This is a genomic window from Streptomyces sp. NPDC056169, from assembly GCF_042268445.1.
Taxonomy (GTDB): Bacteria; Actinomycetota; Actinomycetes; order Streptomycetales; family Streptomycetaceae; genus Streptomyces.
The window spans coordinates 272,107-286,912 of record NZ_JBHJUO010000001.1 but is presented as its reverse complement, the minus strand read 5'-3'; the positions used below and the strand labels follow the sequence as shown (position 1 = coordinate 286,912).

Genomic DNA, 14,806 nt, shown 5'->3' with positions numbered 1-14,806 from the left:
CCGAAGCAGCCCGGCCCGGACTCAGATCCCCAGCTGCTTCGCCTCGCGCAGCCGCTCGATCGCGTCCGGCTCGCCGTCCAGGGCCACCTTCGCCACCGCCTGGCGGCCGTACAGGTACATCAGGAGCTCGCCCGGCTCCCCGGAGGCCGTCACCACCGGGGTGCCGCGGTGGGCGACGGCCGTCTGGCCGTTCGGGCGGCGCAGCACCAGGCCCACCGGGGCCTTCCGGCCGAGGAGCCGGGCCATGCGCTCCAGACGGGACCAGAGGGCGTCCGCGAAGACCGGGTCGAGCTCGCGCGCCGACCAGTCGGGCTGGGCGCGGCGTACGTCCTCCGTGTGGACGTAGAACTCGACGACGTTCGCGCCCTCGTCCACCTGCTTGATGGTGAACGGCGAGAACCGCGGCGGCCCCGTACGAATGAGCTGGATCAGCTCCTCGTACGGCTTGTCGGCGAACTCCGCCTGCACCCGGTCCTGCCGCTCTTTGAGCGCCGGCACGAGCGCACCCGCCGCCGCGTCCGGGCGCCGCTCGCGCACCACCACATGGGCAGCGAGGTCCCGGGTCCGCCAGCCCTCGCAGAGCGTCGGGGCGTCCGGGCCCGCCGCCTCCAACAGATCGGCGAGCAGAAGCCGTTCACGTTTCGCATGCGTCGACATGCCCGCCAGCGTACGACCGGCGCCACCGGTCCGCCCAGTGGACGCCCCGCCGGACACCGTCCCCGGGCGCGGCACAATGGCGCCATGAGCAGCAATCTCGACCCGGCCATCGCCGCCCGCCTCAAGCGCAGCCCCGACGGGCTCGTGCCCGCCATCGCCCAGCAGTACGACACCGGCGAGGTGCTGATGCTCGGCTGGATGGACGACGAGGCCCTCCACCGCACCCTCACCACCGGCCGCTGCACCTACTGGTCCCGCAGCCGCAACGAGTACTGGGTCAAGGGCGACACCTCCGGGCACGTCCAGCACGTCAAGTCCGTCGCCCTCGACTGCGACGCCGACACCGTCCTCGTCAAGGTCGACCAGGTCGGAGCCGCCTGCCACACCGGCGACCGCACCTGCTTCGACGCCGACGTGCTCCCGCTCTCCCAGTAAGGTCTGGCGCCATGGATCTCGAGACCTTCCGCAAGCTGGCGGCCGACCGCCGCGTCATCCCCGTCAGCCGCAGGCTCCTCGCGGACGGCGACACCCCGGTCGGGCTCTACCGCAAGCTCGCCGCCGAACGCCCCGGCACCTTCCTCCTCGAATCCGCGGAGAACGGCCGGAGCTGGTCCCGCTACTCCTTCATCGGAGTCCGCAGCGACGCCACCCTCACCGTCCGGGACGGCGAGGCCCACTGGCTCGGCACCCCGCCCGTCGGCGTCCCCACGGACGGCGACCCGCTCCAGGCCCTGCGCGCCACCGTCGAGACCCTCCACACCCCGCGGAGCCCCGAGCCCGGCATGCCCCCGTTCACCGGCGGCATGGTCGGCTACCTCGGCTACGACATCGTCCGCCGCCTGGAGAAGATCGGGGACTCCACCCGCGACGACCTGGAGCTCCCCGAGCTCACCATGCTCCTCACCAGCGACCTCGCGGTCCTGGACCACTGGGACGGCACCGTCCTGCTGATCGCCAACGCGATCAACCACAACGACCTGGAGACCGGCGTCGACGAGGCGTACGCGCACGCCGTCGCCCGCCTCGACGCCATGGAGGCCGACCTGGCCCGCCCGGTCGCCACCGCCCCCGCCGCCCTCCCCGCCTCCGAACTGCCCGAGTTCTCCGCCCTCTGGGGCGGCCCGGCCTACCAGGACGCCGTCGAGGACATCAAGGAGCGCATCCGGGCCGGCGAGGCCTTCCAGGTCGTCCCCTCCCAGCGCTTCGAGACCGCGTGCACGGCCTCCGCGCTCGACGTCTACCGGGTCCTGCGGGCCACCAACCCGTCCCCGTACATGTACCTCTTCCGTTTCGAGTACGGCTTCGACGTCGTCGGATCCAGCCCCGAGGCCCTCGTCAAGGTCGAGGACGGGCACGCGATGCTCCACCCGATCGCCGGCACCCGGCACCGCGGCGCCACCCCGCAGGAGGACCACGACCTCGCCGAGGAGCTGCTCGCCGATCCCAAGGAGCGCGCCGAGCACCTCATGCTCGTCGACCTCGGCCGCAACGACCTCGGCCGGGTCTGCGCGCCCGGCTCGGTGGAGGTCGTCGACTTCATGTCCGTCGAGCGCTACTCGCACGTCATGCACATCGTCTCCACCGTGACCGGCAGGGTCGCCGAGGGCCGGACCGCCTTCGACGTCCTCACCGCCTGCTTCCCGGCCGGCACGCTCTCCGGCGCCCCCAAGCCCCGCGCCATGCAGATCATCGAGGAGCTCGAACCCTCCCGGCGCGGTCTGTACGGCGGATGTGTCGGTTATCTCGATTTCGCCGGCGACGCGGACACGGCCATCGCCATCCGCACCGCCCTGCTCCGCGACGGCACCGCGTACGTGCAGGCCGGAGCGGGTGTCGTCGCGGATTCCGATCCGGTCGCCGAGGACAACGAGTGTCGCAACAAGGCCGCGGCCGTGCTCCGCGCCGTACACACCGCCAACCGGATGAACGGCTCCTGAGCACGTAGGGGATAGTGGGGTACGTGAGTGCCGTACCCGTACCCCAGCCCCGGGCCGCCCGCGCGGCCGTCCCCACCGGCGGCCGCCGCAGCCTGGCCGCGGCCCTCCTCCTCGGCGCCCTCGGCGCCACCGTCGTCCTGCTCTCGGCCGGCCAGATCTGGGCGGAGGGCATCGCCTCCGTCGGCGGCGGCACCGTCTCCGTCGAGGCCGACGGCAGCGCCGTCACCGGCGTGCCGACGGCCCTCGCGATCGTCGGCCTCGCCGCGCTCTTCGCCGTCTTCGCCGTCCGCCGCACCGGCCGCACCCTCGTCGCCGCGCTCCTCGCGCTGAGCGGCGCCGGCGCCGCGCTCGCCGCCGTCCTCGGCGCGACCGACAGCGCGGCCCTGGACGCCGAGGCCGCCCGGATCAGCGGCGACACGGCCGCCGCCGTGGCCGGTCTGACCCACACCGCCTGGCCGTACGTCACGGCCGCCGGCGCCGTCCTCATCCTGCTCGCCGGGCTCCTCGCCCTGCGCTTCGGCAAGAGCTGGCCCGGGATGGGCGGGCGCTACGAGCGGTCCGGGACCCCGCGCACCGCACGCAAGGCCCCCACGGTCGACCCGGACCGCCCCGAGGACCTCTGGAAGGCCCTGGACCGCGGCGAGGACCCCACCCGCGGCGAGTGAGCCCGCGAAGGCGATCCGGAGGGCCGACCGCGACGCGTGATCGTCCGGGCACCCCCGATTCATCCTCGCGCGCCCGCGTGCGGGACAATGGGCACCGAGTGTCCGCGCACGCGAGACCTCACCACCGAGCAACAGCAACGAGGAGCAACTCATGGCGGGCAGCGCCCACGGACACACCCCGGCCGCCTGGACCGGTGTCATCATCTCCTTCATCGGCTTCTGCATCGCCGGCGTCTTCATGGTGGCCGCCAACCTGCCCGGGTTCTGGGCCGGCATGGGTGTCATCGTGCTCGGCGGCATCGTCGGCGGCGCGATGAAGGCGGCCGGCCTCGGCATGCCGAAGGAGTCGGCGGCCGTCGCCGCCGCTCGCGAGGCCGCCACCGCGACCGCGCAGGCCCGTTCCTGACGCGACACGCGTACCTGAGGGCGCAGTCCGGCCGTGCCGGGCTGCGCCTTCGCGCGTCAGGAGCGAGAATCACCGGGTGGACCCGCAGCCGACGGCCGAAGCCGAGACCGACGATCCCCTCGCCCGACCGGGTGAACCCGCCCGGGCGGACGCCCCGGGTCCGGCCGCGCCCGCCGGACCCCCGGTGCACCCGGCCGTACACCAGGCCGCGCAGCCCGTTCCGGCGCCTCCCGCGCCTCCCGCGCCTCCCGCGCCTCCCGCGCCTCCCGCGCCTCCCGTGTCCCTCCTGCCTCCCGCGCATCACCTCCCTCCGCTGCCTCCTGCGCCTCCCGTGCCTCCGCGGCCGCTCGCCCGGCGGCTCCTCGCACCGGTCGCGACCCTCGCCGGGGTCGCCGCCGCCTTCGCCTACGTCGGGGCCGTCGACCCCAACGAACCCGGGCACTACCCCGTCTGCCCCCTGCTCCGCTTCACCGGCATCTACTGCCCCGGGTGCGGCGGACTCCGCAGCGCCCACGCCTTCGCCCACGGCGACCTCCCGGCCGCCCTGGGCTCCAACGCCCTCGCCGTCCTCGGCTACGGACTCTTCGCCGTCGTCATGGCCCTGTGGCTGATTCGTGCCATCCGCGGGGTGCCCATGCGCCTCGCGATCTCCCCGGCGTGGTGGTGGGGGATCGGGGCCGTCCTCGCCCTCTTCACCCTGGTCCGGAACCTTCCCTTCGGCTCAGCGCTGGCCCCGTGAGGGCCCGCGCGCTCCCGGGCAAACCCCCACGGGAGTCCCAGCAGGTGGGACGCCACTCCGGCCGATGCGAGTCCGGGGCCGTCCTGCGGATAGGATCGATGTGGCTGAACCTGGTTCCTCATCACCATCACCGTCCCGGAAGGGGGCCCCTCGCGTGAGTGTGCTCGACGAGATCATCGAAGGCGTACGCGCCGACCTCGCAGAGCGGCAGGCGCGGGTCACCCTCGACGAGCTCAAGGAACGCGCCGCCAAGGCGCCGCAGGCCAAGGACGGCGTCGCCGCACTGCGCGGCGACGGCGTCAAGGTGATCTGCGAGGTCAAGCGCTCCAGCCCGTCCAAGGGCGCGCTCGCCGCGATCGCCGACCCCGCCGGACTCGCCGCGGACTACGAGGCGGGCGGCGCGGCCGTCATCTCGGTCCTCACCGAGCAGCGCCGCTTCGGCGGCTCGCTCGCGGACCTGGAGGCCGTCCGGGCCAAGGTCGACATCCCGGTCCTGCGCAAGGACTTCATCGTCACCGCGTACCAGCTCTGGGAAGCCCGCGCGTACGGGGCGGATCTCGCGCTCCTCATCGTCTCGGCCCTGGAGCAGGAGGCGCTGGTCTCCCTCATCGAGCGTGCCGAGTCCATCGGGCTGACCCCGCTGGTCGAGGTCCACGACGAGGACGAGGTCGAGCGCGCCGTCGACGCGGGCGCCCGGATCATCGGCGTCAACGCGCGGGACCTCAAGACCCTCAAGGTCGACCGCTCCACCTTCGAGCGCGTCGCCCCCGAGATCCCGGCGCACATCGTCAAGATCGCCGAGTCCGGCGTCCGGGGCCCGCACGACCTCATCGCGTACGCCAACGCGGGCGCCGACGCGGTCCTGGTCGGCGAGTCCCTCGTCACCGGCCGCGACCCGAAGGCCGCCGTCGCCGACCTGGTCGCCGCCGGCGCCCACCCGGCCCTCCGCCACGGCCGGAGCTGAACCTGACATGACCGTCGTCCGCGCCACGCCGACCCCTCCGGGCACCGCCCGGGGGATCGTCGGCGTGCCGTCGACGGTCACAGGACGTGGCGGCAGGCTGCGTATCGCCGCCTCCGTCCCCGCGCATGCCCCGCTGGCCAGGGGCTGCCGACCGCGTGGCTGCCGCGCGCCCGCCCGCCGTGTCCACGGCCGCCGGGTCCGGTACGTGATCGGCGACGAGCCGGGCCAGGTCAACGGCATGCGATGGCGCCCGCGCCTCGCGCGCACCTTCACCAACACCACCACCGCCTAACCCGACCGCTCCGCCCCCTGCCCCTCCGTTGTGGGCAGTCGTTCCGCTGGGCTGGGGGTCCCCCCTCTGGGGGAGGGTGGGCACAACGGAACGGCGCCCTTGCGGGCGCGTTCCGCACCTGTGCCTACCCGCACCACGTGCCCGGCCCGCCCTCGTGGGCACCGGGTTTCGGGAGCGGAGGCACCCGCAAAGGGTGCCGTCCCGTGTGCCCACCCGTCCCGCCCCAGCGGGACGATTGCCCACACGGGACTCGGGCCCAGCCCGCACGGGAGTCAGGCGCGGTTCACCGGGACTCGGGTGCAGTCCATCCGGGACCCGGGCGGAGCCCGGTGGTGTAGCGGCGTTGCCGTTGGTGAAGGGGTCGCGCGCATAACGTGACCATCTACCGCAACGCGATCCGGGGCACCCGCCCCGCGAGGAGCATCCGCATGTCCAGCGAGTTCTTCATTCCGGACCTGGAAGGTCAGGTCCCCACCGCCGAGGGGTACTTCGGCGCCTACGGCGGCAAGTTCATCCCGGAGGCCCTCGTCGCCGCCGTGGACGAGGTCGCCGCCGAGTACGACAAGGCCAAGGCCGACCCCGAGTTCGCCCGCGAGCTCAACGACCTCATGGTCAACTACACCGGCCGCCCGAGCGCCCTCACCGAGGTCCCCCGGTTCGCCGAGCACGCCGGCGGTGCCCGGATCTTCCTCAAGCGCGAGGACCTCAACCACACCGGCTCGCACAAGATCAACAACGTGCTGGGTCAGGCCCTGCTGACCAAGCGCATGGGCAAGACGCGGGTCATCGCCGAGACCGGCGCCGGTCAGCACGGCGTGGCCACCGCCACCGCCTGCGCCCTCTTCGGCCTCGACTGCACCATCTACATGGGCGAGATCGACACCCAGCGCCAGGCCCTCAACGTGGCCCGGATGCGGATCCTCGGCGCCGAGGTCATCGCCGTGAAGTCCGGCAGCCGCACCCTCAAGGACGCCATCAACGAAGCGTTCCGCGACTGGGTCGCCAACGTCGACAGGACGCACTACCTGTTCGGCACCGTGGCCGGCCCGCACCCCTTCCCCGCCATGGTCCGGGACTTCCACCGGGTCATCGGCGTCGAGGCCCGCCGCCAGATCCTGGAGCGCGCCGGACGCCTCCCCGACGCGGCGATCGCCTGCGTCGGCGGCGGCTCCAACGCCATCGGCCTCTTCCACGCCTTCGTCCCCGACGCGGACGTGCGCCTGATCGGCTGCGAGCCGGCCGGTCACGGCGTCGAGACCGGCGAGCACGCGGCCACCCTCACCGCCGGCGAGCCCGGCATCCTGCACGGTTCGCGCTCGTACGTCCTCCAGGACGAGGAGGGCCAGATCACCGAGCCGTACTCGATCTCGGCCGGCCTCGACTACCCGGGCATCGGCCCCGAGCACGCGTACCTCAAGGACAGCGGCCGCGGCGAGTACCGCGCCGTCACCGACGACGCCGCCATGCAGGCGCTGCGGCTGCTCTCCCGTACCGAGGGCATCATCCCGGCCATCGAGTCGGCGCACGCTCTGGCCGGCGCCCTGGAGGTCGGCAAGGAGCTCGGCAAGGACGCGCTGCTCCTGGTCAACCTCTCCGGGCGCGGCGACAAGGACATGGACACGGCCGCCCGCTACTTCGGCCTGTACGACGGGGAGGGTTCCAAGTGACGACCGGAAACATCCAGCTGCTGAGCGAGACCCTCGCCAAGGCCAAGGCCGAGAACCGGGCGGCGCTCATCGCCTACCTGCCCGCCGGCTTCCCGACCGTCGACGGCGGCATCGCGGCCGTCAAGGCCGTCTTCGACGGCGGCGCTGACATCGTCGAGGTCGGTCTCCCGCACAGCGACCCGGTCCTCGACGGACCGGTCATCCAGACGGCCGACGACATCGCCCTGCGCGGCGGCGTCAAGATCGCCGACGTCATGCGCACGGTCCGCGAGGCCCACGAGGCCACCGGGAAGCCGGTCCTCGTCATGACCTACTGGAACCCGATCGACCGCTACGGCATCGAGCGCTTCACCGAGGAGCTCGCCGCCGCCGGCGGCGCGGGCTGCATCCTGCCCGACCTGCCGGTCCAGGAGTCCGCCGTCTGGCGCGAGAACGCCGACAAGCACGGTCTCGCCACCGTCTTCGTCGTCGCGCCCAGCAGCAAGGACGCCCGCCTCGCCACCATCACGGCGGCCGGCTCCGGCTTCGTCTACGCCGCCTCGCTCATGGGTGTCACCGGCACCCGCGAGTCGGTCGGCGAGCAGGCGGCCGATCTCGTCCGCCGCACCCGCGCCACCTCCGAACTGCCGGTGTGCGTCGGGCTCGGCGTCTCCAACGCCACCCAGGCGAAGGAGGTCGCCGTCTTCGCCGACGGCGTCATCGTCGGCTCCGCCTTCGTCCAGCGGATCCTCGACGCCGACGGCGACGAGGCCGCCGGGCTCGCCGCCGTAAGGGAACTGGCAGGCGAACTCGCGGCCGGCGTGCGTCGCGTTTCGTAACCCATTTGGGTGGATCTGAAACCGGGGAGGCACGTACGTGCCTCCCCGGTTCGTTGCTGTGGGCGTGAGCGAGAAGAACCGTGGTGACGGTAACCGGAGCGCGCGGGAGCGCCTCCAGCAGCAGCGCGAGCGCGACAAGGCCCGTGAGAAGCAGCGGCGCGTCCTCATCGTGTCGGCGGCGGTGGTCGGTGTCCTCGGCCTGGCCGCGGTCGTCGGGGTGATCGCCGCGAACAGCGACGGCGGCGGCGGATCGGACAAGGCGGGCCCGGTCGTGGCGCCGACGGGGGCCATCGAGGGCGACAAGCCCGCCGTCCCCACGGGCAAGGCGGACGCCCCGTCGACGCTCACGATCTGGGAGGACTTCCGCTGCCCGGCGTGCGCCCAGTTCGAGAACGTCATGCGGGACACCATCCACGAGCTGGAGGCCTCCGGCGCGCTCAAGGCCGAGTACCACCTCGCCACCCTCATCGACGGGAACATGGGCGGCAGCGGCTCGCTCCGCGCGGCGAACGCGGCCGCGTGCGCCCAGGACGCGGGGAAGTTCACCGCGTACCACGACACGCTCTACATCAACCAGCCGCCGGAGACGGACGACGCCTTCGGGAACAACGCCAAGCTGATCGAGCTGGCCGCGAAGGTGCCGGGGCTCGACACGCCCGCCTTCCGCAGCTGCGTCGAGGACGGCACGCACGACAGCTGGGTGGCGAAGTCCAACGAGGCCTTCCAGAACGGCGGCTTCCGCGGCACCCCGACCGTCCTCCTCAACGGCGAATCGATCTTCCCGACGAAGGGGAGCGAGCAGATCTCCCCGGAGAACCTGAAGAAGTGGGTCGCCGAGGCCAACAAGGGCAAGAAGTCCGGAACGGCCTCTCCGGCGGCCTCCTCGGCCGCTCCCTCGGCGGGTTAGTTACCCATACGTTGCCGGGTGGGCTGCCGTCGTGCCCGCCCGGCAAGGTAGCGTCGGACCTGCCATGGACCTTGCCTATATTCCCAGCCCGTCGACCGGCGTGATCAACCTCGGACCGATCCCGCTGCGCGGCTATGCCTTCTGCATCATCATCGGTGTCTTCGTCGCCGTCTGGTACGGCAACAAGCGCTGGATCGCCCGGGGCGGCACCGCCGGCACCGTGGCCGACATCGCCGTCTGGGCGGTGCCCTTCGGCCTCGTCGGCGGACGCCTCTACCACGTGATCACCGACTATCAGCTGTACTTCAGCGAGGGTGAGAACTGGGTCGACGCCTTCAAGATCTGGGAGGGCGGCCTCGGTATCTGGGGCGCCATCGCGCTCGGCGCGGTGGGTGCCTGGATCGGCTGCCGTCGACGGGGCATCCCGCTCCCGGCGTACGCGGACGCGATCGCGCCCGGCATCGCCCTCGCCCAGGCCATCGGCCGCTGGGGCAACTGGTTCAACCAGGAGCTCTACGGCAAGCCCACCGATCTGCCCTGGGCCCTGAAGATCACCGAGAGCGCGAACCGCGAGGCCGGGCTCTACCACCCGACCTTCCTGTACGAGTCGCTCTGGTGCGTCGGCGTCGCCGCCCTGGTCGTCTGGGCCGACCGCCGCTTCAAGCTGGGCCACGGGCGCGCCTTCGCGCTCTACGTCGCCGCGTACTGCGCGGGCCGCGTCTGGACCGAGTACCTGCGCGTCGACGAGGCGCACCACATCCTCGGTCTGCGCCTGAACGTGTGGACGGCGATCATCGTCTTCCTGCTCGCGGTGACCTACATCGTGATCTCGGCGCGGATCCGGCCGGGACGCGAGGAGATCGTGGAGCCCAAGGCCGAGAAGACCGACAAGGCCGACAACGCCGATGAGGGCGACGAGGGCGAGACGGCTGATGAGGCCGGGAAGTCCGGGGACGACGCCGTCGGTGGTGAGCCCGGGGACGCCGTGACGGACACGGATACGGACACAGACACGGATACGGATACGGATACGGACGTGGATCACGGTGCCGACAACGGCGCCGGATCGGCCGCCAAGGGCTGATCCTCCGTCGTCGAAGGGCCGTCGGGACCGAGAGGTTCCGGCGGCCCTTTCGCATGCGGCGGGTCAGGCCGTGCGGGAGGCGAGGGCGAGGACCCGGTGGGCGCCCTCCACGACCGCCGCGTCGACGAAACGGCCGTCGGGGAGAGCCAGGGCACCCCGGCCGGTCCGGGCCGCAGCGACGACCTCCCGCGCCGCGTCGACCTCATCCGGGGTGGGGAGGTAGGCCCGCTCGATGACGGGGAGCTGGCGGGGATGGATCGCCGCCCGGCCGAGGAAGCCCATCGCCCGGCCCCGGGCGCAGCCGGCGGCCAGGGCGTCCAGGTCGCCGATGTCGGGGTGGACCGACTGGGCCGGGGGCGGCAGGGCGGCCGCGCGGGCGGCGACCACGACGCGGCTGCGCGGCCAGTCGAGGCCGCTGTCGTCCCGTACCCCCAGGTCGGCGCGGAGATCGGCCTCGCCGAGCGCGATGCCGCGCACGTCGGGGTGGGCGGTGGCGATGGCGTAGGCGTGCTCCACGGCGAGGGCGTTCTCCAGGAGCGGGTAGAGGGGCAGACCGGGGGCGAGGCCCGCGATCCGGTGGATGTCAGTGGCGTGTGTCACCTTGGGTACACGGAGACCGCAGAGGCCGGGGAGGGGGGCCAGGGTGGGGATGTCGAGCGGGGAGTGGACGCGGACGTGCACCGGGACGGGGTGGGCGTCGGCGAGCAGATCGACCGTGGCGTCGAGGGCGTACGCCTTGCGGTGCGGGGCGACCGCGTCCTCCAGGTCGACGATGACGACGTCGGCGCCGGAGAGCAGGGCCTTGGACACGACCCCGGGGCGGTCGCCGGGCGCGTACAGCCAGGTGAGGGGAGTGCGCAGCCGCTCCATACCGGTCATACCGCTCCCTGGGCGCGGAGGGCGTCGATCTCGGCGGGGGTGAGGCCGAGCTCGGTCAGGACGTCGGCGGTGTCGGCGCCGTGCGGGCGGCCGGGCCAGCGGATCGCGCCGGGGGTCTCGGAGAGCCGGAAGAGCACGTTCTGCATCTTGATCGGGCCGAGTTCCGGGTCCTGCACCTCGGTGACGGTGCCGAGTGCCCGGAACTGCGGATCGTCGAGGACGTCCCGGACGTCGTAGACCGGGGCGATGGCGGCCTCGGCCTTCTCGAAGGCGGCCATGGCCTCGTCGCGGGTGTGGCGGGCGATCCAGGTGCCGACCGCCTCGTCCAGGACATCCGCGTGCGCGGCGCGGCCCGTGCCGTCGGCGAACCACGGCTCGTCGACGAGCTCAGGGCGGCCGACGAGACGCAGCACCCGCTCGGCGATCGACTGGGCGGAGGTGGAGACGGCGACCCAGGAGCCGTCGGCGGTCCGGTAGGTGTTGCGCGGGGCGTTGTTGCGGGAGCGGTTGCCGGTGCGGGGCTGGACGTAGCCGAGCTGGTCGTACCAGAGGGGGTGGGGCCCGATGACGGAGAGCATCGGTTCGATGATCGCCATGTCGACGACCTGGCCGCGGCCGGTCGTGGTCCTGGCGGTGAGCGCGGTCATCACCGCGTACGCCGTGGCGAGGGCGGCGATGGAGTCGGCCAGGCCGAAGGGGGGCAGGGTGGGCGGGCCCTCGGGCTCGCCGGTGATCGCGGCGAAGCCGCTCATCGCCTCGGCGAGGGTGCCGAAGCCGGGGCGGTGGGCGTACGGGCCGAACTGGCCGAAGCCGGTGACGCGGGCGAGGACGAGACGCGGGTTGACGGTGGAGAGCTCCTCCCAGCCCAGACCCCAGCGTTCCAGGGTGCCGGGGCGGAAGTTCTCCACGATCACGTCGGCTTCGGCGGCGAGTCCGAGGAGGGTGTCGCGGCCGCCCGGTGCAGAGAGATCGAGGGTGATCGTCCGCTTGTTCCGGCCGAGGACCTTCCACCACAGACCGACGCCGTCCTTCGCGGGGCCGTGGCCGCGGGACGGATCGGGCTTGCGGGGGTGCTCGACCTTGATGACGTCGGCGCCGAAGTCGCCGAGCATCGTCGCCGCGAGCGGGCCGGCGAAGAGCGTCGCGAGGTCCAGGACGCGCAGTCCGTGGAGGGGAGGTGCGGGGGCGGCGGGGGCGTGGGGGGCGGTCGTCATGCGGGGTCGGCCTCCAGGTCGTCGAGGGAGCCGAAGGCCGCCTCGATCTCGGTCCGGTACGGCATCGAGGTCGACGCGCCCTCGCGCTGGACGGAGAGCGCGGCGGCGGTCTGCGCCCAGGCGAGCGCCTCGGGGACGGGCCGGCCCTCGCCGAGGGCGACCGCGAGGGCACCGACGAAGGTGTCGCCTGCGGCGGTGGTGTCCACGGCCCTGACACGGGGGGCGGGCACGGTGACCGGTTCGGCGCCGCGCGCCGCGTACAGGCTGCCGGCCGCGCCCAGGGTGACGACGACCTCGGGGACGTCCCGCAGCAGGGCCTGGGCGGCGGCGTGCGGGTCGGTGAGTCCGGTGAGCGCGGTGGCCTCGTGCTCGTTGGGCACCAGCAGGTCGGTGGCGGCGAGGAGTTCGGGAGGGAGCCGTTGGGCGGGGGCGGGCGTCAGGACGGTGCGGACGCCGAGACGGCGGGCGGTCGCGGCGCCCTCGACGACGACGGAGAGGGGGAGTTCGAGCTGGAGGAGCAGGGCGTCGGCGGTGCCGATCAGGGCCTCGTCGCCGTGACTGAGCGAGACGACGGCGGCGTTGGCGCCGGGGACGACGACGATCGCGTTGCCGCCCTCGTCGTCGACGACGATGTGGGCGGTGCCGGAGGGGCCCTCGGCGGTGCGCAGGAGGTCGGTGTCGACGGCGCAGTGCTCCAGGTTGGCCCGGAGCCGCGCGCCGAAGTCGTCCGCGCCGACCGCGCCGATCATCGCGACCTCGGCGCCGGCGCGGGCGGCGGCGACGGCCTGGTTGGCGCCCTTGCCGCCGGGGATCGTGCGGAACGCGCGGCCGGTGACCGTCTCGCCGCGGGCGGGTGCCCTCGGGACGTAGGCGACGAGGTCCATGTTCGTGCTGCCGAGTACGACGATGCTGGTCATGGGCGTACTGCCTCCAGATGTGTCAGTTCGGCCAGGGTGTCGAAACCGATGCCGTCGAAGGACGGGACCGAGGTCGCGAGACGGTTCTTGAGGGGGGTGGTCCAGTGCTCGGGCAGCCGGTCGGGGTGACCGGCGAGCAGCCCGGCGACCGAACCGGCGGTGGCGCCGTTGGAGTCGGTGTCCCAGCCGCCCGAGACCGCCGCGCAGACGGAGCGGGAGAAGTCTCCGTCGCCGTGCGTGAGGGCGGCGGCGAGCAGGGCGGCGTTGGGGACGGCATGGACCCAGTGGTACCCGCCGAGTTCGGCGTGCAGACGGTCGACGACGGTGTCGAAGTCGCTCTCCTCGCGGGCGGACGCGATGCCCAGGCGGACGGCCGCGGCGAGGCGGGAGCGGGGCGGGATCACCGCGAGTCCGGCGGCGAGCGACCGGTGGACGTCGGCGGTGCCGGTCGCGGCGGTGGCGAGGGCGGCGGCGACGAACATGGCGCCGTAGACGCCGTTCGCGGAGTGGGTGAGCGCCGCGTCCCGGTAGGCCTGCGCGGCGGCGGCGACCGGGTCGCCCGGGTGGGTCCAGCCGTGGACGTCGGCCCGGATCTGGGCGCCGATCCACTCACGGAAGGGGTTGCGGTGGACGGCGGTCAGCGGGGGTTCGACGCCGTCGAGGAGATTGCGGTAGGCGACGCGCTCGGCCGTGAAGGTGCGGCCTGCGGGGAGTTCGTCGAGCCAGAGGCGGGCGACGTCGGCGGTGGTGAAGTCGCGGCCGTACCGCTGGAGGAGCAGCAGGTTGAGGAGGGGGTAGTTGAGGTCGTCGTCCTCGGGCATCCCGTCGATGTTCTCGGCGAGGGAGGTGGGGGCGGAGCGGCGGTTCCAGGGGTGGGCGGCGAGCAGGTCCGGGGGGACGCCGCGGGCGGTGAACCAGGTGGAGAGGGGCCAGTTGCCGGTGGCGCGGGCGAGGGCGCGGATGGCGGGGAGGGGCAGCTTCTCGACGGGCTTGCCGAGCAGACACCCGACGGCCCGCCCGAGCCAGGCGGCGTGCAGCCGGTGGAGGAGGGAGCCGCTTTCCCCCACCCCGCCCCTTCCCGAAACCCTGACGGGACCGGGGGCGACACCCCCGAACCCCGGGGTCCCCGGCGCTTCGCGCGGGGGGTGGTGCGGGGCTTCGCCCTGGAGTCCCTGGGGTCCCGGCGCTTCGCGCGGGGGGTGTTGGGGGGCTGCGCCTCCGAGTCCTCGGGTTTCCGGGGCTTCGCTCGGGGGGTGGTGGGGGGTGTCCGGTGTCGGGGGGTGTGGCCGGGCGTTCCTGTCTCCGGTGAAGCCGGGGGTGGGTGCTTCGTGAGGGGGTTCGGCGGTGGAGACCCCGCTGCCGGCAGGGTCGGGGGGAGGGGTGGTGAGAGGGGTCGTCAGAGTTTGGATGCTGGACAGTGGTGTCGGTTCGTGCTTCGCCGACGGTGTGGGGAGGGTCGCGAGGGCGTCCAGGAGTTCCTCCGCCAGGGGGCGGAGGTCCGGGCGGGGTACGGCGGAGGCACCGGCCGTCTCCGGGGCCGGCGGGCCGCCCGCCGCGTGCCAGCGCGCGGCGATCGCGGCGGCGTCGCGGCCGTCCTCCGCCGCCTGGCGCAGCTCGTGGCCCACCAGGTCCTCCGGCTGCACCCAGGTCAGCCGGAGGT

16 protein-coding genes are annotated in these 14,806 nt (G+C 73.4%); 11 read left to right on the top strand and 5 right to left on the bottom strand.

All coding sequences use genetic code 11. The features are described 5' to 3' along the window. Positions 1-21 precede the first annotated feature (21 nt). Positions 22-657, bottom strand: a complete 636-nt coding sequence (locus ACFC0G_RS01315) for a TIGR03085 family metal-binding protein (protein WP_376395281.1) — start codon at positions 655-657, stop codon at positions 22-24. A gap of 84 nt (positions 658-741) precedes the next feature. Between ACFC0G_RS01315 and hisI the strand changes: the two genes are divergently transcribed. From hisI to lgt, 11 genes are all read left to right on the top strand, one after another. Next, positions 742-1,092 carry a phosphoribosyl-AMP cyclohydrolase gene (gene hisI, locus ACFC0G_RS01310; protein ID WP_024757910.1) on the top strand — a complete coding sequence of 117 codons (351 nt, stop codon included), beginning with the start codon at positions 742-744 and terminating at the stop codon, positions 1,090-1,092. Between the two features lie 11 nt (positions 1,093-1,103). Then, the gene (locus ACFC0G_RS01305) at positions 1,104-2,594 is read left to right on the top strand and encodes an anthranilate synthase component I (protein ID WP_376395278.1); all 1,491 of its coding nucleotides are present in this window, start codon (positions 1,104-1,106) and stop codon (positions 2,592-2,594) included. A gap of 14 nt (positions 2,595-2,608) precedes the next feature. Continuing rightward, the gene (locus tag ACFC0G_RS01300) at positions 2,609-3,259 is read left to right on the top strand and encodes a TIGR02234 family membrane protein (RefSeq protein WP_376395276.1); all 651 of its coding nucleotides are present in this window, start codon (positions 2,609-2,611) and stop codon (positions 3,257-3,259) included. Positions 3,260-3,410: 151 nt separating this feature from the next. Then, on the top strand, positions 3,411-3,665 hold the full coding sequence (locus ACFC0G_RS01295; protein ID WP_376395273.1) for an HGxxPAAW family protein: 255 nt from the start codon (positions 3,411-3,413) through the stop codon (positions 3,663-3,665). 184 nt (positions 3,666-3,849) lie between these two features. Further along, positions 3,850-4,404, top strand: coding sequence for a DUF2752 domain-containing protein (locus ACFC0G_RS01290; RefSeq protein WP_376396139.1), 555 nt, complete (start codon positions 3,850-3,852; stop codon positions 4,402-4,404). 154 nt (positions 4,405-4,558) lie between these two features. Then, entirely contained in the window at positions 4,559-5,368 is an 810-nt protein-coding gene (gene trpC, locus ACFC0G_RS01285) for an indole-3-glycerol phosphate synthase TrpC (RefSeq protein WP_376395270.1), read from the top strand. A 64-nt stretch (positions 5,369-5,432) separates the two neighbouring features. Further along, positions 5,433-5,660 carry a tryptophan biosynthesis modulator TrpM gene (gene trpM / locus ACFC0G_RS01280; protein ID WP_376396136.1) on the top strand — a complete coding sequence of 76 codons (228 nt, stop codon included), beginning with the start codon at positions 5,433-5,435 and terminating at the stop codon, positions 5,658-5,660. A 428-nt stretch (positions 5,661-6,088) separates the two neighbouring features. Then, positions 6,089-7,327 (top strand): tryptophan synthase subunit beta, encoded by a 1,239-nt coding sequence (gene trpB, locus ACFC0G_RS01275; protein ID WP_376396133.1) that lies wholly within the window; start codon positions 6,089-6,091, stop codon positions 7,325-7,327. Beyond that, the gene (trpA, locus tag ACFC0G_RS01270; RefSeq protein WP_376395267.1) at positions 7,324-8,145 is read left to right on the top strand and encodes a tryptophan synthase subunit alpha; all 822 of its coding nucleotides are present in this window, start codon (positions 7,324-7,326) and stop codon (positions 8,143-8,145) included. Before trpB ends, trpA begins: the two co-directional genes overlap by 4 nt. 64 nt (positions 8,146-8,209) lie before the next feature. Continuing rightward, on the top strand, positions 8,210-9,052 hold the full coding sequence (locus tag ACFC0G_RS01265; RefSeq protein WP_376395265.1) for a DsbA family protein: 843 nt from the start codon (positions 8,210-8,212) through the stop codon (positions 9,050-9,052). 64 nt (positions 9,053-9,116) lie between these two features. Next, positions 9,117-10,136: a prolipoprotein diacylglyceryl transferase gene (lgt, locus tag ACFC0G_RS01260; protein ID WP_376395262.1), complete on the top strand. Its 1,020-nt coding sequence runs from the start codon at positions 9,117-9,119 to the stop codon at positions 10,134-10,136. A 63-nt stretch (positions 10,137-10,199) separates the two neighbouring features. On the opposite strand, the gene ACFC0G_RS01255 is transcribed toward lgt, so the two are convergent. From ACFC0G_RS01255 to ACFC0G_RS01240, 4 genes are read right to left on the bottom strand one after another with little or no spacing between them, the layout of a single operon-like run. After that, entirely contained in the window at positions 10,200-11,015 is an 816-nt protein-coding gene (locus ACFC0G_RS01255) for an HpcH/HpaI aldolase/citrate lyase family protein (protein ID WP_376395259.1), read from the bottom strand. After that, entirely contained in the window at positions 11,012-12,229 is a 1,218-nt protein-coding gene (locus ACFC0G_RS01250; protein WP_376395256.1) for a CaiB/BaiF CoA transferase family protein, read from the bottom strand. Before ACFC0G_RS01250 ends, ACFC0G_RS01255 begins: the two co-directional genes overlap by 4 nt. Then, complete coding sequence (rbsK, locus tag ACFC0G_RS01245; RefSeq protein ID WP_376395253.1) at positions 12,226-13,146, bottom strand: ribokinase; 921 nt, start codon at positions 13,144-13,146, stop codon at positions 12,226-12,228. The genes ACFC0G_RS01250 and rbsK overlap by 4 nt, the downstream gene beginning before the upstream one ends. Then, positions 13,143-14,720: an ADP-ribosylglycohydrolase family protein gene (locus tag ACFC0G_RS01240; RefSeq protein ID WP_376396131.1), complete on the bottom strand. Its 1,578-nt coding sequence runs from the start codon at positions 14,718-14,720 to the stop codon at positions 13,143-13,145. Before ACFC0G_RS01240 ends, rbsK begins: the two co-directional genes overlap by 4 nt. Between the last annotated feature and the right edge of the window lie 86 nt (positions 14,721-14,806).